Raw genomic sequence first — 23032 nt, 5'->3', positions numbered from 1 at the left:
CGAGGACTACGATCAGGAGTTGGACCAGGAGGTCCAGAGCCGGGCGTACCGGCCCTCCAGCTCCAGAAGCTCCTCGTGGGTGCCCAGCTCCTCGATCCGGCCGTGCTCCATCACGGCGATGCGGTCGCAGACCCGGGCCTGGGAGAGCCGGTGCGCGACGACGACCGCGGTCCGGCCCGCCAGCAGCGTCAGGGCGGCCCGTTCCAGGTCGCGGGCGCCGGCGCTGCCGGCCTCGGCGGTCGCCTCGTCCATGACCAGCAGCGGCGGGTCGAGCAGGACCAGCCGGGCCAGGGCCAGTTGCTGGGTCTGTACGGCGGTGAGGGGATGGCCGCCCGCTCCGACGAGGGTGTCGAGCCCGTCCGGGAGCCCGCGGACCCAGGTGTGGGCACCCACCTGCTCCAGGGCGTCCCCCAATTTCGCCTCGTTCGCGGTCGGGTGCGCGAAAAGCAGGTCTTCGCGGAGGGTTCCGCTGAACACGTGGGTCTCCTGGGAGACCGCGGCGGCCCAGTCACGCAGCCGGGCCGGGGCCGTCCCGTCGACGGGGATGTCGGCGACGCCGTCGTTCAGTGACACCGTTCCGGCGGTGGCGGGGAACAGGCCGGCCAGAACGGCGGCCAGCGTGCTCTTTCCGGCGCCGCTGGTGCCCACGACGGCCAGCGACGCACCGGCCGGGATGTCCAGGTCGACACCGTCGACGACGTCGTGCTCACCGTCGTAGGAGTGCCGGACGCCGCGCAGGCGGACGGACACGGCACCGCGGGGGGCGGGCCGGTCCGGGTACGTGCGGGTGGGCACCAGCGCGACCCCGATGATCCGGGCCAGGGCGGCACCGGCGCGCTGCACGTGGTCGAAGGAACTGAGCAGCGTGCCGAGCGGGTCGAACAGGCGGTGGAACAGCAGGGCCGCCGCGGTCACGGCGCCCACCGTGACCAGATCGCCGCGGACCAGCCAGTACCCGGTCAGCAGGATCGAGCAGAGGCCGGCGGCCTCGGCCGCATTCATCGACTTGGTCAGCCACAGCGACACCCCGATCGTGCGCTCCCGCACGTCCAGGCTGTGGGCGGAGGCCTGCTCCACCCGCCGGGCCTGTAGGGCGGCCATGCCGTAGGCCGTGACCGTGGGGCGTCCCTGGAGCGACTCCAGCAGGACCTGGCCCCGCTCGGCCGCCGTGCGTCGTTCCTGCGCGTACAGCGGGCCGGCCCGGGGCAGGTAGCGGCTCAGACCGAACCAGTAGAACGGCGCCACCACGACGAAGGCGATCGCCAGCCGCCGGTCCAGCCCGGCCACGGCGGTGACGGCGACCAGGACGGTGGTCAGGGCGGTGGACACCTGCGCGATCAGCGGGATGGCCTCGACGAAGTTCTCGACGTCGTCGGTGACCCTCGACGTGATGTCCCCGCTGCCGGCGGATTCCAGCAGGGCCGGTTCCAGGCCGAGCGCCCCGGTCAGGGCCTGCTCCCGGATGTCGGCCGCGATCAGTGTCCCCAGCCGGGCCGTGGCCCGCTGGGCCAGGGCCGTGGCCAGGGCGCCGAGCACACCGACGACCCCGATCAGCGGCAGCAGGACCGGCAGGCTCGAGGACCGGTCGAGGCGGACGGCGTCGACGAGCCGGCCCAGCAGCAGCGGCAGGGTGACGATGCCGACGCTGGCCAGCAGCGTCCAGGCCACGGCGGCCGCCACCGCGGGCCGGTGCCCGGCGGCGGCGCGGCGCAGTCCGGTCCAGGTCTGCCGGCCGGTGGCCACGGGCAGGGCGCTCATCGCAGGACCGCCTCACGGTAGTCGGGACGTTCCATCAGGACGCGGTGCGGGCCGGTGACCGTCTCCCGGGTCGCGGAGGGGACGAAGACGACCCGGTCGCACGTCATCAGCAACGGTGGCGAGGTGGTGACCACCACGGTGGTGTGCCGGTCCTGGTCACGCAGAAGCCGTAGCTGCCGGGCGATCGTGTCCTCGGTGACGGCGTCGACGGCCGTCAGCGGGTCGCGCAGCACCAGCACCGCGGGGTCGGCGGCCAGGGCCCGGGCCAGGGCCAGGCGCTGACGTTGCCCTCCGGAGAGGTTCGTCCCGCCGCCCTGGAGCGCTGTCGTCTCCACGGTGTCGGCCGCGGCCGTCCTGAGGGCTCGCTCAGTCCATTCCGGTGCGGTGTCGCGCCCGGTGTCCAGGGCGGCCTCCCGGGTGCCGCCCAGCAGGTACGCGGCCGCCGGCTCGACCAGGAACTGCGGCGAGGTCAGCTGGGCGAGCTCGTCCGTGACCCGTTGCGCCACAGCCGGATCGGTGGTGACCACGCCGAGCATCTCGCCGGGGTGCAGTTCGGCCTCCCAGCCGGTGACGCGCGGCCCGGAGGTGATGACGGACGCGGACAGCAGCGGCACCACGCGGGCCGCGCCGGCCCGGGAGACCGCGACCTTCTGCACCCCGCTCGCCACCCGCTGGACCGGGTCGGCGACGAACGACGCCATGGCCACCACGGTGATCAGCTCGCCCACCGTGATCCGGCCTGACAGGGCCATCTGCCCGGCGACCGCCGCGGTCGCGATCACCACCAGGACCGTGGCCACCAGACCGGCGGCCGCCACGACGGCGGACGCCGTGGCCGCGTCGAGAGCGGCGTCGCGCGAGCGCCGGCTCACGCCCCGGTACCGGCGGGCGGCCTCGCCGATCCCGCCGAACCCCCGGATCGGCCGCAGCGCCGTCACCAGCTCGGCCGCGAACGCCGCGGCCAGCCCACCGGTCTGCTGCTGGGCCGCGACCTTGCGCTCGAGCCAGGGGCCGATCCGGTCGATCCCGGCCATCAGCAGGGGAACCGCCAGCACCAGGCCCAGTCCGAGGCCGAGGTCGATGCGCACCAGCACGACCACGGTCACGGCCAGCCCGGTGAACCCGGACCCGATCAGCGCGGCGGCCTGGATGATCGCCGCAACGGCGGCGGTGTCGGAGGTCAGGACGGCCATCAGCTCCCCGGCCGTCCGCCCGCGTCCGGCCGCCGGATCGGCGAGGATCCGGTTCGCCGCCCGCACCCGCAGCTCGTGGGCCTCCCGCTGGAGGGTCACGCTGAGGATCCAGTACTGGAATCCGCCGCAGGCCGCCAGCACCACGAAGAGGGCGAGGACGGCGGACACGGCGACGATCAGGGCCCCGTGGCCGCCGCCGTCCACGGCGTGGTCGACGGCCAGCCCGATGGCCAGCGGTACCAGCGCCTCGCAGGCCTGGTGGACCATCGAGGCGGAACAGCCGAGCGCCAGCGGTCGCGCGCGGCGCCGGGCCACGCCGAGTAACAGAGCACGTTCAGAACGCATCAAAACACAAACCTCGTATCGATCACGGGCGGTGGTGATCGACACGGTAGGTAGCCCGGACCCGGGTCGGTATGGATTCGGGCGCAACCGAATCCTCGCCGCCTACCTGGCTTCGCCGGGCGCCGTCAGCAGGGAGAGCAGGGCCACGCCAGAGGGTTCCAGCTCGTACAGCACGCTGCGGCCCGAGCGCCGCCGGTGAACGACCCCCGCCGTCAGCAGCCCGGCCAGGTGCTCGGACACCGTGCTGGGGGCCAGGCCCAGCTCGTCGGCCAGCCCGGTCGTGGTGGTGGGCCGGGTCAGCGCCCGCAGCAGCGTGGCGCGGGCCGGGCCGACCAGGACGGCCAGCCGGTCGGGCTCCTCCTGCGACCGGGGCGTGCCGCTCCCGGCCAGCCGCGCGGCCCCGCGGGCCTGGTAGGAGATCGACTGGATCCGCGGATGGTCGGTCGAGACCATCGTGGTGTTCTCGGCGAACATCAGCGGGACCAGCAGCAGCCGCTGGTCGACCGCGATCAGGGACGATTCCTTGTTGTGCTTGGGGAAGTTCAGCACCGGGGCCTGCCAGATCTGCGGTCCGTGCAGGTCCAGCAGCAGCGCGTCGGCGCCCTCGGCCGCGAGCCGGCGGGCCCGCAGCAGGACCTCCTCGTCCAGGGCGGTGCGCATCGCCGGCCAGTACGGGGCCATGGTCCGGTCCCAGAACACCGCGAAAGCTTCGGCCAGCCGGTCGAAGGCGGCCTGCGGATCCTGGACGTACGGCCGCAGGAAGCCGGGTGCACCCTCCGGGTAGTGCTTGGCCACCTGCTCGCGCACCCGGGCCGGCGGCGTGTGACGCAGCCGGCCCAGCTCGGCCGCCAGGTCGGGGAACGCCTCTTCGGGCACGGGCGTGAAGACGTCCGGTGTCGGACGACCGTGATCGGTGCCGTAGAGATCGCCGTACAACCGCAGCTCGGCTGCCTCCGGCACCGTGCGCAGCACCTCGGCGGCGGTGCGGGCCCAGTCGGTGTAGGGCCACGGCACCGCGACCGGATGCCGGTGCAGGATCTCCAGCCCCCGGATCATCTCGAGCAGCTGGCTGATCGCGATCCGGGTGCGGGCGAGGGTCACCTCGTCGAGGTGGATGCGGATCACCGCACCGAGATTAACCTTCCCTGCCCCCGCTCCTCCAGAAGCCGGGCCACCAGGGCCAGACCGGCGGCCACCTCACCGAAACTCGTGCTCAGCGGGGAGAGCCCGACCCGCATGCCCTGCGGCGGGCGGAAGTCCGGGATCACGCCGCGTTCCCACAGCGCGGGAATCAGCTCGCGGAAGGACGGGTGGGTCAGCATCACGTGCCCGCCGCGCCGGGCGGCCTCGCGCGGGGTGGCGATCTCGACGCCGAAGGGGGTCAGCAGCTCGTCGGCCAGGTCGATCACGTAGGCCGTCAGAGCGCTCGACTTGGCCCGCACCGCGTCCAGCCCGGCCTCGCCGATCAGGTCGAGCATGTCGCGCATCGCGAGCATGCCCACCACCGGCGGGGTTCCACTGATGAAGCGGCGCATGCCCGTCGCCGGCGCGTAGCCCGGGCCCATGGTGAACGGCTCGGCGTGCCCCATCCAGCCCTGCACCGGCTGCCGCAGCTCACCCTGCAGGCGGCTCGCGACGTAGCCGAAGGCGGGGGCACCCGGGCCGCCGTTGAGGTACTTGTAGGTGCAGCCGACCGCCAGGTCGACGTCCCAGGCGTCCAGCTCGACGGGCACCACCCCGGCCGAGTGGCACAGGTCCCACAGCACCAGGGCGCCGGCCGCGTGGGCGATGCGGGTGATGGCGGGGGTGTCGGCCAGGAACCCGGACTTGAAGGCCACGTGACTGAGCACCACCAGCGCGGTGTCGGGCCCGACCACCGCGGCCACCTCGTCCGCCGTGACCCCTTCCAGTGGATCGGGCTCGATCCACACCAGCTGGGTGCCGGTCTCGGCCGCGATGCCCTCGAGCACATAGCGGTCGGTGGGGAAGTTCTCGGTGTCCAGCACGATCTGCCGGCGGCCGGGACGGGCGCAGACCGCGGCCCGGCACAGCTTGTAGAGCATCACCGTGGTGGAGTCGGCGACCACGGTCTGCCCGGCCGCCGCGCCCAGGGTCAGGGCGCCCAGGGCGTCGCCGAGGGTGAGGGGTGAGTCCATCCAGCCCTCGTCCCAGCCGCGGATCAGGCGGGGTGCCCAGACGTCGTCGACGAAGCGGAACAGGTGCTCGCGGGTGGCGATCAGCGGCCGGCCCAGTGAGTTGCCGTCCAGGTAGGCGATCAGCTCGCCGTCGCCGGGCACGAACCGCTCGCGCAGCACGGCCAGCGGGTCGGCGGCGTCGAGCCCGGCGGCCGAGGCGAGCAGCTGGGATCCGGTGGTGGACGTGGTCATCGGGGGGAAACCTCCACGGGGGCAACGCTGAGTCTTTGCGCGGTCGAGAACCAGGCGGCACATTCGGCCGCCGTGCGCGGCCGGGGCCGCTCGTTGTACAGCAGGCGGGTGGCCGGCGGTTCGGGTGCTGGATGGAGGACGCCGGTGAGCGCGGTCAGGAGCGCATCTCCGGTCAGCCCCGCCTCACCGAGAGCGAGGATCTCGGCCTCGTTCACCCCGAGCGGGGTGGGGCCGTTGCCCATGTCGGTGCCGTACCGCAGCCGGCCGCCGAGAGCCAGGAAACGCCGGGCGTTGTCGAGGGCGACGGCCCGGACCGGGGGCTCGTGGATGGCGAACGTACTGATCCAGGTGGTGTTCCCGGCCATCGCCCGCACCGTGTCCTCGTCGAGGGGCTCGGTCCAGGGCACGTGCACCAGCACGTCCACCCCGGCGGCCGCGGCCCGGGCGGCCTGACCGGCGCCCTCGGCGTGGGCACTGACGGTGAGCCCGGCGGCGTGCGCGGCCCGGACCAGGGTGTGCAGCAGGTCGTCGGACAGGCGCGGGGCGCCCGTGTGCAGGGTGACCTTGAGGGTGTGGGCCCCCTGACCCACCAGGGCGAGCGCCGCCGCGCGGGCGCCCGGCTCGTCCTCAATTTCCCGCACCGCACCCTCGGGAGCCCACGACCGCCCCTTCGGGTACCCACCCGGTGCGGTGTGGAACGGGCCGGCCGCCTCGACCAGCACCGAGGGGGACAGATCGGCGCGCCACTGCCGGGCCGCGCCGGGCCGCCAGCCCAGGTCGTGCACCTCGACCACCGGCGAGCCGGCCAGGGCGGTGTGATCGACCAGGCCGAGGTGCACATGCATGTCCACCAGGCCCGGCAGCACGCTGCCACCGGGCCCGGCCGGCCCGTCATCAGGGGTCATGCGCCGAGATTACGGCCCCCGGCGGGGATCTACACCCCCGCCGCCCGTACCGCCGCGTGGAAGCCCGCCGCGTTCTCCAGCAGGTGCTCCAGGTTGCGCGAGGCGCCCGGGGCGGTGACGTACACGTGCTCCACGCCGACCTCGGCCAGGGCCGCCACGTCTTCGGCGATCTGCTCGAAATCGCCGGTGTAGGGCGCCCGCTCCGCCGTGGTCACCCGCTCGAAGCTGCTCACGATCAGCTGGGCGACACAGCCCACCGACTGCGGGTCGCGCCCGTACTCGGCTGCCCTCTCGCGGATGCGGGCCAGGCCGGCGCCGGTCTCGGCGGCCGGGCCGGCCACCGGGATCCAGCCGTCGCCGCGCCGGGAGATCCGGTCCAGCGCCTTACCGGTGGTGCCGGCCAGCACCACCGGGATCTTCCGGGCCGGTTTGGGGCCGAGATTGGCCGGGGCGATGTCGTAACGCTCGTTGTGGAACTCGACCGGATCGGGACCCCAGATCGCCTGGGCGACGTCCAGGAACTCCTCCAGCGCGTCACCCCGTTCCTCGATCGGCCGCGGCGCGGCGGCGGAGTACTCGTCGATCGACCAGCCGGTGCCCACGCCCGCGATCACCCGGCCACCACTGATGTGGTCGAGGCTCGCGATGGTCTTGGCCAGGCGGGTGGGCAGGTGCAGCGGCGCGATGAGCACGTTCGTGCCCAGCTCGACGCGGCTGGTCACCGCCCCGGCGACGGTGAGCACCGTGAGGGCCTCGGGGATGTTGCGGTACGCCGCCGGCCAGGGCAGGCCGGGGGCGCCGTACAGACCGTGCGGCCCGCTCTGGTCGCCGGGCACCAGCAGGCGCTCGAAGGCCCAGACGCTGTCGTACCCGATATCCTCGAAACCTCTTGCTGCGGAGGCAATATCGGTGGTCAAGTCGTACCGGTCGAACTGGGGAAGGCTGACACCGAGCTTGATCACCGAGGCGGCTCCCGACACTGGTGCGACAGGGCATGTCCGAAATGCAACTTTACCCCGATCGGGCGCCGGGTGGCGTCACATCCGGTCGAGCCAGGCGTCGATGCCGGCGATCACCGGGCCGGGGGTGTGCCGCACCCAGCGGAAGTGGTCGTCGCCCGGGTGGTCCACCCGGATCTGCCGTCGCTCGGCGCCACCGGCCCGCCGGGCCAGCAGCGCCACCGCCCGCGGGTTGATCAGCGGGTCGCCGTCGATGCCCAGCATCAGCCGGGGCGTGCTCATCCGGGCCAGCGCCGCCTCGTAGTCGTACCGGTCGCCGTGCAGGCGGAACGTGCCGTGGTGCGCCTCGTGGGCCCAGTCGCGCATGACGGTGGCCGGCTGTCGCCCGGCGAAGCCCAGCCGGTGCCCGGGCCAGTAGCCGAGCCCGCGGGTGACGGCCCGCACCACGCTGGTGCCGGCATGCCGTCGCGCCCTTCGCCAGGGCCCGAACTCGGCCGCGCACCAGCTGGTTCCGGTCGCGATCGTGACCACCGCGCGGGGCTCCACGACCTGGGCGGCGGTGCCCAGGAGAGCCAGGGCCCCACCCATGCTGTGCCCGGCCAGCACGACCCGCGACGCCTCCTGCACCGGGCTCAGGCCGAAGACCGCGGGCAGATCGCGGCGGATCATGTCGCTGTACCCGAACCGGCCGGTGGCGGGGCTCAGCGGCTGGCCCCGGTTCTCCACCCCGACGACCTGCCGGCCCCGGCGCACCCAGGCCTCGAACAGGGGCGCGTAGTACCCCAGCGGAACGCCCAGGGCGGGCAGGAAGACGACGGTCACCGGCGCGTCGCCGGACCCGTGGATCTCGCAGCCGATGCGGTGGGCGTCGTCCGCCACGACGGTGGTTCGCACCCACCCATCCTCGCCCCGGCCGTACGTGCGGGCAACCGTTCTCAGAGGAACTGCAGGATGACGACCACGGCGTTCAGCGTGCTCAGGACACCGGTGATCACGATCATCAGGGCGGTCGTGCGGCGTGTGTTCGCGTGCTCGCCCATCACCGACCGGCGTCCGGTCAGCACGGTCAGGGCGATGAGGGCGGGCGGGATGCCGAAACTGAGGACGACCTGGCTGAGGATCAGCACCTGGGTCGGGTCGGTGCCCGAGCACAGAACTGCGATCGCCGGGAGCATCGTGACCGTGCGCCGCAGCCACAGCCGGGAGGTACGGGCCAGGAACCCGTCCATGATGATCTGCCCGGCGGCCGTGCCGACACTGGCGGAGGAGATGCCGGAGGCCAGCAGCGCCACCGCGAAGGCCAGGGCGGCGCCGCCCCCGACGGCCTGCGCCAGACCGGAGTGGACGCTCTCGAGCGTGAGGGTGGTGGAGGAGGGCCGGAAGATCTGCGCGGCGACGGCCAGCATGCTGAGGTTGACCAGGCCGGCCAGTCCCATGGCGACGACGATGTCGGCCCGCCCCACCCGCAGCAGCCGCACCCGCTCACCGACGCTGCGCACGTCGATGCGGCCGCTGGTCAGACCCGAGTGCAGGTAGATCGCGTGCGGCATGACGGTGGCGCCGATGATGCCGACGGCCAGCAGCAGCGTGTCGTCGCCGCGCAGGCTCGGCCGCAGCCCCGACACCAGACCGGCGCCCGAGGGCGGCACCCGGAAGGTCAGGTAGGCGAACCCGGCGCCGATCAGCAGGATCGAGGCGGTCACCGCGATCTCGAAGGGACGATGCCCGCGGCGCTGCAACGACAGCACGGCCAGGGCGACGATCGCGGTCACCAGGGCGGCCACCGGGAACGGCATGCGGAAGAGAAGTTTCAGGCCGACGGCGGCGCCGATGAACTCGGCCAGGTCGGTGGCCATGGCCACCACCTCGGCCTGGGCCCACATCGCGAACGCGACCGGGCGGGGCAGGCGCTCGCGGCACAGGTGCGGCAGGCTCTTGCCGGTCACCACACCGAGTTTCGCCGAGAGGAACTGGATCGGCATGGCCACGAGGTTGGCCAGCACGAGCACCCAGACCAGCTGGTACCCGGTGCTGGCACCGGCCTGGAAGTTGGTGGCGAAGTTGCCGGGATCGACGTAGGCGATCGCGGCCACGAAGGCCGGGCCCAGCGCGGCGACCACCGGGATCGGGCGACGTGACCGCGGGGGCGAGTCCTTCGTCCTCAATTCCGTTACAGCGGTGGTGATCTGACGTTCGTGCACGCCGGGGCAGCTCCTGTGTTCGTGGCGGGGTGCGTCCCGCACCAGCAGGACGCACCCCGATGGATCGCGGTCAGGCGCTGGTGTTCACGGCTCCGTGCACGCCGTTGGGGAAGAAGCCGCCCTTCTTCACCGACTTGGTGTTGAGGTAGACGACGTTGAGAACCTTGCCGGGCGAACGGCTGTAGGCGATGCCCGAGGGGGCGGCGGGAACGATGTTCGCCATGCCCTTCCAGCGGATGCCCTGGTCGCCGTCCTTGCCGCCGTCGAGGGCGTCGCGGGCCATCGAGATCTTGCCCGCGGCCTGGTAGAGACCCTTCTCGTAGAGCGAGGTGCGGATCGTCGCGGCGTGGTAAGCCTCCACGGCCAGGATGCCGGCGGCGGCCTCCAGGTACGCCTTGTTGTCGATCAGTGGCGCGGCGCCCTTGTAGGCGGTGACGCCGACGTCCTCGAACAGGAAGGCGCCCAGCAGGAAGTTGTCCTCGTTGGCGAACGGGTCGAACGTCTGCGACGAGCTGATCAGGCCGGCGGCCCGGGCAGCGGCGGTGAAGCTGTTCTTGATGTCGATCTTCGGCCGCGACACGGCGGACTTGCCCAGGGCCGAGCGCAGGAACTTCACGTGCGCCAGCTCGTCACCGGCGATCTCCGCGGCGTACTGCGCGATGCGCTTGGTCTTGAACGGGACCTTCTTGCCACCGACCACGCCGCCGCGGGTCTGCAGGCCCGACGTCAGCTTGTCGGCCAGGCCGTGGCCGTGCACGGCGTAGGAGTAGAACTCCGCCTCCAGGTACTCGAGGTTGAGCGCGAAGTTGAGCACGGCGCCGTCACTGGGGGCGGCCGCCGTGCCCACGCTGTCGGCGCTGGCTGACAGGGCGCCCATCACGCTGGTGCCCACGACCCCGGCGCCGACGGCACCCATGCCCGCCGCACCGGCTGCCCGCAGGAACCGTCGCCGGTCGGTCTGGTTCTGCGAGCTACGGTCGATCATGTCGACGACCAGTTTCTTACCGAACATGTACTGCCCCCATCGGCTGGTGAATGGACAGGATCGAGAGGAAAGTCCGGTCTGCGCCTGCTTGCCTGGACGCCTGGCCGGAGAAAACCTCTGTATCGCTGATGCTTTCGTGAGCACTGTCCGCCAGCGAGACTATGTCACGCGGGGTGCCGGGGGCCTCGGGCTTTCGACGGAGGCGCGCTGTGGTCCTTGTCGGGGACCCCTCCGTCAGGGTTCTTGCGGCGGCCGGCGCGGGCCGGCCGCCGGGCCGATCACTTCGTCCTGAGCTTGTCGATCATTTTCCGGTACGCGGCAGCCGCTTTTGGGTTCCTGGAGTCGGACAGGGCGCAGCCGCAGTAGGTCGCGCTGTCGTTGAACAGGGCGACGAACCGGATCGAGCCGGGATCGGCCTTCTCGCGCTCGGCCAGCCAGCCGTAGGCGGCCTCGAAGAACATCGGGTTGTCGCCGCCGGAGGCCGCCGACCCGGAGTAGACACTGAACTCACCCAGGCCGAAGGGCAGGTTGCGCTCCCGGGCGAACTCGTACCAGTAGTCCCACCCGTACGGCTTGGTGAAGTGGGTGCTGATGTTCGCCTCGCTGGTGAACGGCTCGTACCAGTCGTACGCGTCGATCGCGATGATGTCGACCTTGCCCGGCACGTAGAGGTTCTCGATCGCGCTGACGGTGCCGCCCTGGGCGGCGCCCTCGTTCGGGTTGAACACGATCTGCAGGCCCGGCGCGGCGGTGCGCAGCAGGGTGACCGCGCGGGAGAACTGCTTCTTCCAGGCCTGCGCGTCACTCGCCCGGGAGAAGCAGCAGTTCATCTCCCAGCCCAGGCGCACGAGGGCGTCCGGGTCGACGGCCGCGACCTTCTGGCCCAGGTCCTTCCAGTTCTCGTCGCTGCCGGCATCACCGTCGTCGGTCCACAGCGGTACCGAGAGGACGAAGTCGTCGCGGCCGGCCTGGAAGCCGGCCGGTACGGAGCCGGCCCACCAGGGGTTGAGCTGCGCGGTCCAGGTGGAACGGTCGGTGTAGGCCTCGACGTTGTCCAGCGGGGCGCCCCGCCACTGTGCGAAAGTGGCTGCCCCGGAAGCGGAGTGCTCGAAGAATCCGCCGTCGCTCCAGGGCATTCCGGAGGCGTACCGGCGGGGTGGCGTGGTCGTTGCCGTGGGTTGCACGGTGGGCAGCGGGTGGTCCGGGTGCGCCAGGATGTAGTTGCGCACCGTCTCGTTGGCGTCCAGGGCCTGCCGCTGGCTGGGACGGGCGATGCCGCCGGCCCTGGCCTCGATCGTGTCGGCGAAGGCGTTCCCGGCCAGCAGTGCTGCTGCGACGGACAGGCCTGCTACTACGGCGGTGACCGGATGCACGCGTCTCATGGGATCTGTTTCGGCCGGCCCGGGGGCCGGCTGGCGCCCGGAGGCGACCGATGTACCCGGAAGGGTGACAGGCGGGCGGGGTGGGTGCAGACCCGGGCGGGGGCTGTCGATGACCGCTCGACAGCCGTGGTGCCCTGTCCAGAACCGGCCAGGCGCGCGGGAACCGACGGGAAGGCGTGACGCGTGGCTGGCAGAGGGGGCGTGCACCCGCCGTCGGCGGACATCATCGGGTTCCGGACCGCGGCCACCCTGATCCTCCAGGACCTGCGCGACCGGGTCGGCCTGGAGCACTGGTCCATCTCCCGGCGGGACGGGGACACCCAGGTCGTGCTGTCCGCGCTGGAGACCTCGACGGGTGTGGGCACGGGTGACGTCCGGCCCTGGCGGGACAGTTTCTGCGCCCTGGTCACGGAGGGCCACGCACCCTCGTGCGCCGAGGACGTCGCCCTGGTACCGGTGCTTCAGGAGATCGCCGAGCGCAACCGGCTCAGCATCGGTGCCTGCGCGGTGGTCCCGGTCACCGCACCCGACGGCGAGGTGCTCGCGACCATCTGCGGCCTGTCCGACACACCCCGCCCGGGACTGGCCGCGTCGATGGGCGTCATTCACCGGCAGGCCCAGATCCTGGGCATCATGCTGGCCCACGAGCTGCGCTTCGCCGAGCAGGTGCGCCAGACCGAGCGCATCGAGCAGGCCGCCCACCAGGACGTGCTGACCGGTGTCGGCAACCGGCGGGCCTGGGACGTGGCCATGGTGCGCGAGGAGGCCCGGGCCGCCGCCTTCGGCACCCCCGCGACCATCGTCGTCCTCGATCTCAACGGTCTCAAACAGGTCAACGACGAACAGGGGCACGAGGCCGGAGACGAGCTGATCGTCCGGATGGCCGAGGAACTCACCGGCCGGCTGCGGGGCAGCGACGTCGTGGCCCGGCTGGGCGGCGACGAGTTCGGGCTCCTGCTGCCGCACACCACGCAGGAACAGGGCCGGGGCCTGGTCGAGGGCATCCTGGCCCGGCTGGCCACGGTCGGGGTGTCCGCCTCGGCCGGGGTGGCCCAGCGCACGGCCGTCGACGGGCTGATGGAGGCCTGGCGCCAGGCCGACGCGCGCATGTACGAGGACAAGAAGAGCAACGGCTCGCGCCGGGTGAGCCGGCCCTCACAGTCCGCCCGGCCCAAACCGGCCGTGCTGCCGGCCGCCCACGCGGTGCAGAACATCGACGCGGTGCTGGAACTGGTCAAGGCCCAGCTGGGTATGGAGGTGGCCTTCGTCAACCGGTTTCAGGGAGAACAGCGTCAGTTCCGCAACGTGGTCAGCTCGATCGACCTGCCCTTCGCCGCCGGGACGATCGAGCCGTCGGTGGGCACCTACTGCCGGATGATCGCCGACGGTGACCTCCCGCAGGTCATTCCCGACGTGACCGCCCACGCGAGCGTGAAGGACCTGGCGGTGACCGGGGCACTGGGCATCGGCTCGCACGTCGGGGTGCCGCTGCACCACCTCGACGGCCGGCTGTACGGCACCCTGTGCGCCTTCTCCACCCACACCTCACCCGGACTCGGCGACCGCGACGCCCAGGTGCTGCGGAACGTCAGCGACGTCGTCATGCGGCTGGTCGAGGTGGAGGACGACCGCGACGAGCGACGCTACTCCTTCCTGCGGGCGGTCGACGACGTGATCGGGCGGGGCGGCCCCACCGCGGTGTACCAGCCGATCCACAGCCTCACCGACCTCAGCGTCGTCGGGCAGGAGGCGCTGAGCCGGTTCCCCGGAGGTAGTCCTTCACCGGTGGAGTGGTTCTCGCAGGCCGCGGAGTACGGCGCCGGGCCACAACTGGAGCTGGCCTGCGTGCGCTCCGCCGTCACCGGGCTGCCCCACCTCGACGGCTACCTGTCGCTGAACATCTCGCCCGCGACCGTGCTGACGCCCGAGTTCGCCCGGGTGATCGGCGCGCTGCCCCTGGACCGGATCGTGATGGAACTGACCGAGCACGAGGTCATCGACGACTACGACACGGTCAACGCCAGCCTGCGGCCCCTGCGCGCCCGCGGGCTGCGGATCGCGGTCGACGACGCCGGGGCCGGCTTCGCCAGCATGCGCCACATCCTGGCGATCATGCCGGACATCATCAAGCTCGACGTCAGCCTGGTGCGCGGTATCGACAGCGATCCGGCCAAGCAGGCGCTGGCCGCCTCCCTGGTCGCGTTCGGCGCGAAGACCCGGGCGGCGCTGGTCGCCGAGGGCATCGAGACCCCGGACGAGTTCCGCTGCCTGCGTGACCTCGACATCGCCTACGGCCAGGGTTTTCACCTCAGCCGGCCGGAACCGCTCGAGGCGCGGGTCACGGACGCCCGTGGTTAGGTGGCTGCCCGTCGACCAGAGGGAGCCACACCGTGACCCAGGAACCACACGAGATCGACCCCCGCAACAACGCCGAGTCGCAGCAGGCCGAGACGGACGCCAGCCAGACCGGTTCGCGCGCCGGCACCGGGGGCGCTGTCTTCTCCGGGGCCCGCGCGGCCGGTTCCGTCCCGGGACAGCCCGACCCGCAGGACGGTGACCCGACCTCCGGTGTGGGAGCGGGCAATCCGCTGGACGGGGTGCTGATCGACCCGGCCGACGCCGAGCAGGCAGTGCCCGGCGACGAGGGCCCGGAGCACCCCGGCCGGCGCTGAGCCAGAGCTTTTCGCAGGGGTTTTCGTGCAGTCGGCCGGCCAGGCCGCCGGTCCCGATCCGGTGGGCGCAGGTGTGGGGCTCGCGGGCGGCCCGGGCGGCGGTGGCCGGGAGCGTGAGGCCGTCGGTCGGCACGGGCCCGTCGTGTCGCTGGGCCAAGTGGGGCCTTGGGGGGCCCACCCGGTGTGCTGCAGGCACGAAGCGTCCGACAACCGACCCGTGACGTGGGGAGAACCGGGGCGGTGGGGACGGTCGGCGTGGTCGGCCGTCCCGCTGCGCGACGCGTCCTGGCCCGTGCGGGTGACCGGGGTGATCGCGCTGCTCGGGGCCCTGGCCCAGGCGCTGCCGATGCCCGCGAACGTGACGCGCGGAATGTCCAGCACGGTGTCGATGGCCGTGTCGACGGTCTTCATCACCCTGGCGGTGAGGCAGCTGCCGCCGGGCCGCCGCGATGCCTTCCGGATCATCCATCTCGGCTGCCTGACGTGGCTGGCGGCCTGGGCGCTCTTCGTCTACTACCGGATCCACGATCCGCAGATGTTCCCCTCACCCGGCGACGCGGTCTTCGTGGTGGCCTACGTGCCGCTCGTCGTGGGCGTGCTGATGCTGAACCGCCAGCGCTCGGGCCGGCTGGCCTTCGGACCTCTGCTGGACGCGTCCATCGTCACCGTGAGCGCCGGCGTGCTCACGGTGGCCTTCATCGTGCTCCCGACGGTGCGCAACACCGGGATGACGGTGACGGCCCGGTTGTTCGGCAGCGTGTACCCGCTGCTCGACGTGCTGCTGCTGTTCCTGGTCGCGCAGATGCTCGTGGTCCGGGCGACGCGGGACCCGGCGCGGTGGTGGCTGACGGCGGGCATCGTGACCACGCTGGTCGCCGACATCCTGCAGAACGTCATCGTGCTACGGGGCGGCCACGACTTCCCCGGATGGATGTTCGTGCTGTGGGCCCTGCTGTTCGTCGGCATCGGGGTGGCCGCCGACTGCGCCGGCCAGGAGGCCAGGAAGGTGACGGCGCCGGGCCCGGTGTCCGCCGCCGAGGCGGACGCGGGCGGCGGCCTGACGGTGGCCCGGCTCGTGGTGCTCACCGCCACCGCCGGCCTGCCGTCGCTCGTCCTGCTGCTGACCTCCCGGAACCGGGCCGATTCCTACGAGGGCTATCTCAGCGCGGGCTCGCTGCTCCTGCTGGTGATGGTCACGTTCCGGATCTGGGACCTGCTGCGGGTGCTGAAACGGCAGGCGGTGCGCCTGTCGGAGGTGGCGCGCACCGACCCGCTCACCGGCGTCGCCAACCGGCGATCGTGGGACTTCGAGCTGGCCCGGGGACTGGCCGCCGCGACCCGGACCGGGCCGGTGCTCCTGACCGGGCTGCTCGACCTGGACCATTTCAAGAAGTACAACGACGAGCACGGTCACCAGGCCGGGGACGACCTGCTGCGCGAGGCCGCCCAGACGTGGAGGCGGGCGCTCGGCACCGACGGGTACATCGCCCGCTGGGGCGGTGAGGAGTTCGCGATCCTGGTGCGGTGCGACGACGAGGCGGACGGCCTGCTGGCGATCGACGCGCTGCGGGGGATCGTGCCGTCCGGGCAGACCTGCTCGATCGGTGCGGCCCGCTGGGACGGGCAGGAGGACGCCGAGGCCCTGCTGCACCGGGTGGACGAGGCGCTGTACGAGGCCAAGCACGCGGGCCGCAACCGGCTCGTGCGGTCGTCACCCGTCCTGGAGAGCGTGCCGGAGGATCACACCTCCTCCATCTCCTCGATCACGCGGGTGGGGGAGTCCTGACCTCACACCCGGAACCTCAAGAGGACGGCGTCGGGATCCGAAGCCGGAGGGTGACCTCCAGCCGTGCAGTACCCGGCGCCCGGGTGGCCTGGCTTCTGCTGGCCGCCGCCGTGCTCGTGGCCGTGCTCATGACGGTCGAGGAGAATTTGCGCTCGGCCGGGACCGTGGTGGCCGGGGTCGCCGGGATCGCGATGATTGTCCTGGGCGTGTGGCGGTACCGGCCCACCGCGCCGTCCTGGTCGTGGCTGGCCGTCACGCTGACGTTCTGGACGGTCGGCGCCCTCGTCGTGCACCGGCAGGGACAGGTCACGACGACGGTGGCCGTCTGTGTCTGGGCCGGGCAGGCGGTCGCGGCCGGGGTGGTGCTGCACGCCGTGCTCTCCGGGCCCCGTCAGACGGTCCGCTCGCTCGCCGCCGGCCTGGACCTGGCGATCATCGCGGTGGTGCTGGTGCTGGTCGCCGCCCAGATCATCCGGGCCGGCACGGGCGAGGGGTCGAACCCGACCACCGTGCTGGTCGCGAGTGTGGACGTGGTGCTGCTCGGGATGCTCGTGCGGTTCTCGGTGGCCCGCCGGGGACTGGGGCCCAGCTCGCTGCTGCTGCTCGCGGCGGCGTTCGTGGCCATCGTCTACGACCTGTCCTCGGCCTTGCAGGGCCGTCGGATGTCGCTGCCGGGCGAGGCGAGCCAGGCCCTCGGCGCGCTGATGCCGCTGCTGTTCGGCACCGCGGCCCTGCACCCGTCCATGACCTGGGCGTTCGGCGCCGAGACGTTCGCCCGGCGGCGGCGCCCGTCCACCGCGCTGCTGGGACTGCTTCCCCTGGTCCTGGTTCCGCCGGCGGTCGGCTGGGTGGCCGAGGTCGGCGGCGCGAGAAGCCTCCCGGCGTGGTCGGTCCCGGCGGCGGGCGCGGTCATCGCCGGCCTGTGCCTGTTGCGCGGCAGCGACGCGCTGCGCTCCAGCGAGCATCTGGCCGAGCACGATCCGCTGACCGACCTGGCCAACCGGCGGGGCCTGGCCCGGGCCTTCGACGAGGCGCCCACCGCGGCCGGTTTCAGCCTGCTGCTCATCGACGTCGACGAGTTCAAGCAGGTCAACGACACCCACGGGCACGACATCGGTGACGCCCTGCTGCTGCGCCTGCGTGACCGCCTGCTGCTGGCCACCGGCCCGGAGGGCCTGGCGGCCCGGCTGGGAGGCGACGAGTTCGTCGTCCTCACCCGGACCGACCAGGCTGCCGCGGTGGCCGAGCGTTTCCTGCACACGCTGCAAGACCCGTTCGTCGTCGGTGGCCTGGTGTTGCGCACCGGTGCCAGCGTCGGGATCGCCGACGCCCAGGCCGGCACGACGCTCGCCGATCTGCTCACCCACGCCGACGTGGCGATGTACGCGGCCAAGGCGGCCGGGGGCATGCAGGCCCTGGCCTTCCAGACGGACATGCGGATCGAGGTGGCCCGGCGCTTCACCCTGACCAGCCAGATCCGGCAGCTGCTGGGCAACGAGAACCCGGACGTCGGCCGGCTGGAGATCTGCTACCAGCCGCTGGTCGACCTGCGCTCGGGTGAAGTGGTCGGGGCCGAGGCCCTGGTGCGGTGGCTGCACCCGGAGATGGGACTGCTCGCCCCCGACGCCTTCCTGGGCCTGGTCAGCAGCAACCGCCTGGACGCGGAACTGGACTCGGCCGTGCTGCGCGACGTGCTCACCCAGATGGCGCGCTGGCGGGACCAGGGCCTGCGCGTCCTGCCGATCAGCGTCAACCTCACCCGCGACAGCCTGGACGACCCCCGCCTGGCTGACCAGGTCCTGGCCGCCCTGTCGAGCCTGGAGCTGCCGGCGTCGTTGCTGCACCTGGAGATCACCGAGCACCATCAGCTGTCCGCGGACACCCCGGCCGAGCGCACCCTGCAGGTGCTCGACGCCGCCGGGGTGCAGATCTACCTGGACGACTACGGCACCGGATACACGTCGCTGGAGTACCTGCACCGCTTTCCGATCCGGATGCTCAAGCTCGACCGGTCGGTGGTGACCTCCCTGGACGGTGGCCAGGTGCAACTGGTCGCCGCGGTGAACGCGATGGCCGTGACCCTCGACCTGGAGATTCTCGCCGAGGGCATCGAGACCCAGGAACAACGGGAACAGCTGCTGGCGCTCGGGATCCGCTACGGGCAGGGCTATCTCTTCTCCCACCCGCTGCCGGTCGCCGACTTCGCGAAGTCCGTGCTCACGACGGCGGACAGCGCCGGGGCCGACCGCATCGTGCCGGCCGGGTGAGGCGTCAGTCTTTCCGGAAGTGGCAGAGCATCACGGCGGGCGAGGCGGTCAGGACCGCGGCGGGCACCCTGGACCGGAGCGACCACGGCCACGCGTCCCAGGCCCCCAGCGATTCGGTGCCGGTGCTGTTCGCGGTGGATGGGCACGGCTCTTCACACCGTTCCACCCGAAAACCGCTGGGCAGGGCCGCGCCGAGGTAGTCACTCGCCCGGTACCGGTAGGACGGGATGAGTCCGGGCTCGCCCTGCGGGTACCGCACGTGGGCGAGCGAACCGAGGGCCACGCGTTCGTGGTGGACGTCGGTCACGACCAGGTGCCTACCGGGCCGCAGGACCCGCGCGAACTGCGCGAAGGCCGTTGTCAGGGTCGGCAGAGGGGCCAGGGCCAGGGCGCACACCACCAGGTCCACGGTATTGTCCGGCAGCGGCAGGTGGTGCAGGTCGCCCTGGCGAAAACGAGCTCGGGGGAAGCGTTCGGTGGCCCGGGCGAGCATCTCCGGTGAGCTGTCCACACCGATGACGCGATGGCCGCGCGCGGCCAGGAACGCCGTGTGCCGCCCGGTGCCGCAGCTGATGCACGAGCAGGTGATGTCCGCCGGGCACCTGACCGAGAAGGACCTGAGCGAGATGGTGGACGAGGTTCTCGCCCCGGTGCTGCGATCCGGCGCCGGGGGCGGCACAGTGGCAGGGTGAAGAACCCCGATACCAAGGTGTGCGCCACCTGCGGGCGCACGATCACCTGGCGCAAGAAGTGGGCGAAGGACTGGGACTCCGTGCGCTACTGCTCGCAGCGCTGCCGCCGGAACCAGGTCGACGACACCGGCCTGCGCCTGGAGGAGAGCATCGTGGAGCTGCTCGGGCAGCGCCGGGCCGGGGCCACCATCTGCCCTTCGGAGGCGGCCCGGGCGGTCGGTGGGCCGGACTGGCGCGACCTGATGGAGCCCGCCCGCGCCGCCGCCCGCCGGCTCACCGCGGCGGGACAGGTGGTGATCACCCAGGGCGGCACGGTGGTCGACCCCTCGACGGCGCGGGGCCCGATCAGGATCCGGTGGGCCCGTCCGCCGGGCTGACCTCGTCCGGGCAGGGAAGGATCAGGCGCGGGGGCAGGCCCGGGGTCGGATGGCGAAAGCCCCGCGGCGGAACCAGGTCCGGCGGGCGGGTCAGTACCATCGCGGTCAGGGACCCGGCCGGGGTCGCCGAATCCACCCGGAAATGGTCGAGGAGCAACGGCATCGGGCCGCAGGCGCCGGTCCGCACGATCAGGACGACGGATCGGGCACCGGCCAGTCGCCTGAGGGCCGCCGTCCGCCCGAGACGGTCGGGCCAGACGTTCACGGAGCTCAGGACCTGGTTGCCGACCCGGCCCGCGGCGTCGGGCGCATAGGCGGTCAGCTGGAGCATGTCGGTGCTGGTGGGCACGATCAGGGGCAGGTCCCGGTAGGCCGGACGTCGCAGCAGGGTAGCCATCGGCCGCACGTCGCGGCCGTGACCGGCCGGGGCCCGCACCGCTTCGAGCGCCGGCCACTGGAGCAGGATCAGCAGCGCCACGGCCGCACCGAGCGCCACCGTCCGGGCGGCGACCGCGGTGCCGGCCAGGGTCAGGAGCCCCAGCCCGGCCAGGATCGCCCAGCCCGGCGTCGTGAAGAGCAGGTAGCGGCCGATCAGCAGGTTGGGGCGGGCGATGACGGCCGGTAGGTAGAACAACCAGGGGACGAAGGACCAGCACACGGCGATCCGGGTGAGGTCGGCGTCGCGCTCGTGTCGCCAGCGGGTGATCCCGAGGGCGGCCAGGGTGGCGACGGCGACGAACGGCCGGATCCCGCCGACCAGCGCGGCGACCATGGTGAGGACGGAGCCACCGGTCAGCGGGTGGTAGCGGGAGGCACCCCCGCCGAACGTCACGGCGGCGACCACGGCCGGGCCGGCCAGCAGGAGCGCCGCCAGCACGGCGGAGGACAGCAACAGGATCAGCATCAGCGGGTCGCTCCCCTGCCGCCGGGCCCGGTCGCGCACCAGCAGGGCGGCGGCCAGGTGAGCCGGGACCAGCATCGCCGACAGCAGGTGCAAGCTGGTCAGCGCGGCGACACAGAGAGCGTAAGCGACTGTGGTGGGCAGGGATTCGGTACGCATGAGCCGCCACCAGAGGGCTGTCGCGCTGACGGCGAGCAGCAGGACCAGGGCGTACGGCCGGGCTTCCTGGCCGTACCGGGAGAAATCCCCGAAGGCCATCAGAACGGCGCCGCAGCCCAGGGCGGGCACGGCCGGGAGGACGGTTCGCAGCCAGGCGACCAGGACCCCGACCGCCCCGGCGGCGGCCAGGGCGGAGGGCCAGCGCAGCAGCACCTCGGGGTGGGCGGTCAGCCGGGGGTCGACGAACGAGGCTGTCGCGCTGAGGAATTTGAGGACGAGGTAGTAGGGCATCAGAGGGGCGTCGGTGCCGCCCCACAACTGCCAGAGATCGGGCCAGGAGCGCCGTGCGGCCACGGCGGAGGCGGCCTCGTCCAGCCAGAGCGCCGGCCGGTGCAGGGCCCAGGCGGTCAGGGCGAGCGCGACGGCGAAGGCCAGCAGCCCGGGAACCAGCCGGGTCCAGGCGGCCGGCGCCGTGCTTCCCGGATGTCCCATGCCCGGGATGTCGGCGCCTGAGCGTCTGGCCTGAAATGGCGATACCCCATCCAGGTGCCGAGGCGAACGAGGGCCGGACCATGCTGAACCAGACTCCCGAGAAGTTCGGTCCCTCGCCCCGCAGGACGAGCTTCAGGCGGGCGCCCCCTCGGGCCGCGGCGATCGTGCGATGGCGCGCAGCAGCATGTCGACCGTCGTGGTGATGATGTCGTCGTCCGGGAGCTGGCCGTACATCAGCGCGGAGTAGAACATGGTTCCGGACAGCATCCGGACGCCGACCACCAGCTCGGTCCCGGACAACCGGGGGGACAGTAGTTCCCGCACCACCCGATCGCCGCCGGACACCAGCATGTCGCGGACCGCCACCAGTTCGTCCCAGGTTCGGGCCTGCTCGGCCAGAACGGCCATCGCCCGGTCGAGCCCCCAGTCGCGCATCCCGTTGCGGAATGCCTTCATCTCGTTCACGAGGTCGGCCCGCAGGTCGCCGGTGGGCGGGTGATGGGGGATGCCGTCGAGCTGCAGCAGGGCCTCGCGCAGCAGGTCGGTACGGGTGGGCCAGTGCTTGTAGATGGTGGCCTTGGAGTAACCGGCGCCGCTGGCCAGGTTGGCGTGGGTGACGGCTTCCCAGCCTTCGCTGGTGAGCAGGCCGAGTGCGGCACGCAGCACGTCGTTGCGGGTGCGGCTGATACGTGGATCGACTACTGGGGCTGGTGGTTCGGAGGAACCGGGATGGGGATCGCCGACGGGGTGCATGGGGGGTTGCAGTCTCTCTGGGTTAATGGTCAGATCTGTCAGTAGTGAACGGATCGTTCACTAAGTCCGATGGGCGCTCGTCCCGCGGGATCACTTTCCGATGGCTTACGACAACAGAATTGAGTCAGACTATGCCCGCTCTTCTGTTCGGTTCCATCAGTACCCTCGCCGACACCTCCGAGCTCCAGCGACTGGCCTTCAACCAGGCATTCGCCGAGCACGGCCTGGACTGGCAGTGGACCCAGGAGGAGTACCGCTCCCTGCTGGGTAGCAACGGCGGTGCCGACCGCGTCCGGGAGTACGCCCGGTCCCGGGGCGAGAACGTGGACGCCGCCGCGGTCCACGCCACCAAGTCGGACCTCTTCCGGCGGAGCCTGGCCTCCTCGCCGGTCGTGTCCCGTCCGGGGGTGGTCGAAACCATTGCCCAGGCCAAGGAATCCGGGTACCGGATCGGCTTCGTGACGACGACCTCCGGCGCCAACGTCCAGGCTCTGCTCACGGCCCTGGCACCGGGGGTGAGCGCTGCGGACTTCGACGTCGTGGTGGACGCCTCCGACGTCGAGACCGGCAAGCCCGACCCGGCTGCCTATCGGCTGGCCCTGGACAAGCTCGGGGTGGACGCCACCGCATGCGTCGCGATCGAGGACAACCCCGGTGGGGCGAGGTCCGCGGCGGCCGCCGGCATCGCGTGCGCCGCCTTCCCCAACGAGAACACCCGGCAGCAGGACTTCGGCCCGGCTCTTCCGGTGGGTGAGGAGCTGCGCCTGGAAGAACTCCGCAACCTGATCCCGGCCGCCTGAGCGAGAGGTCGATCGGCA

At 72.3% G+C, this 23032-nt stretch carries 20 protein-coding genes; 7 read left to right on the top strand and 13 right to left on the bottom strand.

What is annotated here, in order from left to right:
- Window positions 1–12 precede the first annotated feature (12 nt).
- The 10 genes from LR393_RS23295 to LR393_RS23250 form a co-directional block, all read right to left on the bottom strand.
- Window positions 13–1758, bottom strand: coding sequence for an ABC transporter ATP-binding protein (locus tag LR393_RS23295; RefSeq protein WP_231486279.1), 1746 nt, complete (start codon window positions 1756–1758; stop codon window positions 13–15).
- A complete protein-coding gene (locus LR393_RS23290) occupies window positions 1755–3296 on the bottom strand; it encodes an ABC transporter transmembrane domain-containing protein (RefSeq protein WP_231486278.1) in 1542 nt (513 codons plus the stop codon). The genes LR393_RS23295 and LR393_RS23290 overlap by 4 nt, the downstream gene beginning before the upstream one ends.
- A 102-nt stretch (window positions 3297–3398) precedes the next feature.
- A complete protein-coding gene (locus tag LR393_RS36605; protein ID WP_231486277.1) occupies window positions 3399–4421 on the bottom strand; it encodes an ArsR/SmtB family transcription factor in 1023 nt (340 codons plus the stop codon).
- Window positions 4418–5683 carry a kynureninase gene (gene kynU, locus LR393_RS23280; protein WP_231486276.1) on the bottom strand — a complete coding sequence of 422 codons (1266 nt, stop codon included), beginning with the start codon at window positions 5681–5683 and terminating at the stop codon, window positions 4418–4420. The genes LR393_RS36605 and kynU overlap by 4 nt, the downstream gene beginning before the upstream one ends.
- Window positions 5680–6588 carry an amidohydrolase family protein gene (locus LR393_RS23275; protein ID WP_231486275.1) on the bottom strand — a complete coding sequence of 303 codons (909 nt, stop codon included), beginning with the start codon at window positions 6586–6588 and terminating at the stop codon, window positions 5680–5682. The genes kynU and LR393_RS23275 overlap by 4 nt, the downstream gene beginning before the upstream one ends.
- Window positions 6589–6617: 29 nt before the next feature.
- A complete protein-coding gene (locus LR393_RS23270) occupies window positions 6618–7550 on the bottom strand; it encodes a TIGR03619 family F420-dependent LLM class oxidoreductase (RefSeq protein WP_231486274.1) in 933 nt (310 codons plus the stop codon).
- Between the two features lie 75 nt (window positions 7551–7625).
- Window positions 7626–8441: an alpha/beta fold hydrolase gene (locus LR393_RS23265; RefSeq protein ID WP_231486273.1), complete on the bottom strand. Its 816-nt coding sequence runs from the start codon at window positions 8439–8441 to the stop codon at window positions 7626–7628.
- Between the two features lie 41 nt (window positions 8442–8482).
- Window positions 8483–9748 (bottom strand): Nramp family divalent metal transporter, encoded by a 1266-nt coding sequence (locus LR393_RS23260; protein WP_231486272.1) that lies wholly within the window; start codon window positions 9746–9748, stop codon window positions 8483–8485.
- A gap of 70 nt (window positions 9749–9818) precedes the next feature.
- A complete protein-coding gene (locus LR393_RS23255; RefSeq protein WP_231486271.1) occupies window positions 9819–10760 on the bottom strand; it encodes a ferritin-like domain-containing protein in 942 nt (313 codons plus the stop codon).
- 251 nt (window positions 10761–11011) lie between these two features.
- Window positions 11012–12106 carry a glycoside hydrolase family 26 protein gene (locus LR393_RS23250; protein WP_231486270.1) on the bottom strand — a complete coding sequence of 365 codons (1095 nt, stop codon included), beginning with the start codon at window positions 12104–12106 and terminating at the stop codon, window positions 11012–11014.
- A gap of 192 nt (window positions 12107–12298) precedes the next feature.
- Between LR393_RS23250 and LR393_RS23245 the strand changes: the two genes are divergently transcribed.
- The 4 genes from LR393_RS23245 to LR393_RS23230 all read left to right on the top strand — a co-directional run bounded on the left by LR393_RS23245 (window position 12299) and on the right by LR393_RS23230 (window position 18840).
- On the top strand, window positions 12299–14473 hold the full coding sequence (locus LR393_RS23245) for an EAL domain-containing protein (protein ID WP_231486269.1): 2175 nt from the start codon (window positions 12299–12301) through the stop codon (window positions 14471–14473).
- A gap of 32 nt (window positions 14474–14505) precedes the next feature.
- Entirely contained in the window at window positions 14506–14787 is a 282-nt protein-coding gene (locus LR393_RS23240) for a hypothetical protein (RefSeq protein WP_231486268.1), read from the top strand.
- Between the two features lie 217 nt (window positions 14788–15004).
- A complete protein-coding gene (locus tag LR393_RS36600; RefSeq protein ID WP_231486267.1) occupies window positions 15005–16573 on the top strand; it encodes a GGDEF domain-containing protein in 1569 nt (522 codons plus the stop codon).
- Between the two features lie 50 nt (window positions 16574–16623).
- Window positions 16624–18840 (top strand): putative bifunctional diguanylate cyclase/phosphodiesterase, encoded by a 2217-nt coding sequence (locus LR393_RS23230; protein ID WP_231486266.1) that lies wholly within the window; start codon window positions 16624–16626, stop codon window positions 18838–18840.
- Between the two features lie 4 nt (window positions 18841–18844).
- Here LR393_RS23230 and LR393_RS23225 read toward each other — a convergent pair whose 3' ends face one another.
- On the bottom strand, window positions 18845–19357 hold the full coding sequence (locus tag LR393_RS23225) for a class I SAM-dependent methyltransferase (RefSeq protein ID WP_231486331.1): 513 nt from the start codon (window positions 19355–19357) through the stop codon (window positions 18845–18847).
- Between LR393_RS23225 and LR393_RS23220 the strand changes: the two genes are divergently transcribed.
- Both LR393_RS23220 and LR393_RS36595 read left to right on the top strand, forming a co-directional pair.
- Window positions 19356–19532 carry a hypothetical protein gene (locus LR393_RS23220; protein WP_231486332.1) on the top strand — a complete coding sequence of 59 codons (177 nt, stop codon included), beginning with the start codon at window positions 19356–19358 and terminating at the stop codon, window positions 19530–19532. The genes LR393_RS23225 and LR393_RS23220 overlap by 2 nt on opposite strands.
- Window positions 19529–19909, top strand: coding sequence for a DUF2256 and DUF3253 domain-containing protein (locus LR393_RS36595; protein ID WP_231486265.1), 381 nt, complete (start codon window positions 19529–19531; stop codon window positions 19907–19909). Before LR393_RS23220 ends, LR393_RS36595 begins: the two co-directional genes overlap by 4 nt.
- Here LR393_RS36595 and LR393_RS23210 read toward each other — a convergent pair.
- Both LR393_RS23210 and LR393_RS23205 read right to left on the bottom strand, forming a co-directional pair.
- Complete coding sequence (locus LR393_RS23210; RefSeq protein ID WP_231486264.1) at window positions 19878–21461, bottom strand: hypothetical protein; 1584 nt, start codon at window positions 21459–21461, stop codon at window positions 19878–19880. The genes LR393_RS36595 and LR393_RS23210 overlap by 32 nt on opposite strands.
- 132 nt (window positions 21462–21593) lie before the next feature.
- Window positions 21594–22127, bottom strand: coding sequence for a TetR/AcrR family transcriptional regulator (locus LR393_RS23205; protein WP_231486263.1), 534 nt, complete (start codon window positions 22125–22127; stop codon window positions 21594–21596).
- Window positions 22128–22345: 218 nt separating this feature from the next.
- Here LR393_RS23205 and LR393_RS23200 point away from each other — a divergent pair, with 218 nt between their 5' ends.
- Window positions 22346–23014 carry an HAD family hydrolase gene (locus tag LR393_RS23200; protein WP_231486262.1) on the top strand — a complete coding sequence of 223 codons (669 nt, stop codon included), beginning with the start codon at window positions 22346–22348 and terminating at the stop codon, window positions 23012–23014.
- Window positions 23015–23032 lie beyond the last annotated feature (18 nt).

Source organism: Kineosporia mesophila (assembly GCF_021129235.1).
In the GTDB taxonomy this organism is placed as follows: Bacteria; Actinomycetota; Actinomycetes; order Actinomycetales; family Kineosporiaceae; genus Kineosporia; species Kineosporia mesophila.
The sequence above is the reverse complement of the archived record's forward strand: the minus strand, read 5'-3'. Positions and strand labels throughout refer to the sequence as shown.

What these genes read in the sequence shown, in the direction of transcription:
- LR393_RS23295 (WP_231486279.1), bottom strand. Translation starts at nt 1,758, where the DNA reads ATGAGCGCCCTGCCCGTGGCCACCGGCCGGCAGACCTGGACCGGACTG.
- LR393_RS23255 (WP_231486271.1), bottom strand. Translation starts at nt 10,760, where the DNA reads ATGTTCGGTAAGAAACTGGTCGTCGACATGATCGACCGTAGCTCGCAG.
- LR393_RS23200 (WP_231486262.1), top strand. Translation starts at nt 22,346, where the DNA reads ATGCCCGCTCTTCTGTTCGGTTCCATCAGTACCCTCGCCGACACCTCC.
- LR393_RS23210 (WP_231486264.1), bottom strand. Translation starts at nt 21,461, where the DNA reads ATGGGACATCCGGGAAGCACGGCGCCGGCCGCCTGGACCCGGCTGGTT.
- kynU (WP_231486276.1), bottom strand. Translation starts at nt 5,683, where the DNA reads ATGACCACGTCCACCACCGGATCCCAGCTGCTCGCCTCGGCCGCCGGG.
- LR393_RS23290 (WP_231486278.1), bottom strand. Translation starts at nt 3,296, where the DNA reads ATGCGTTCTGAACGTGCTCTGTTACTCGGCGTGGCCCGGCGCCGCGCG.
- LR393_RS23220 (WP_231486332.1), top strand. Translation starts at nt 19,356, where the DNA reads ATGACGCGATGGCCGCGCGCGGCCAGGAACGCCGTGTGCCGCCCGGTG.
- LR393_RS23275 (WP_231486275.1), bottom strand. Translation starts at nt 6,588, where the DNA reads ATGACCCCTGATGACGGGCCGGCCGGGCCCGGTGGCAGCGTGCTGCCG.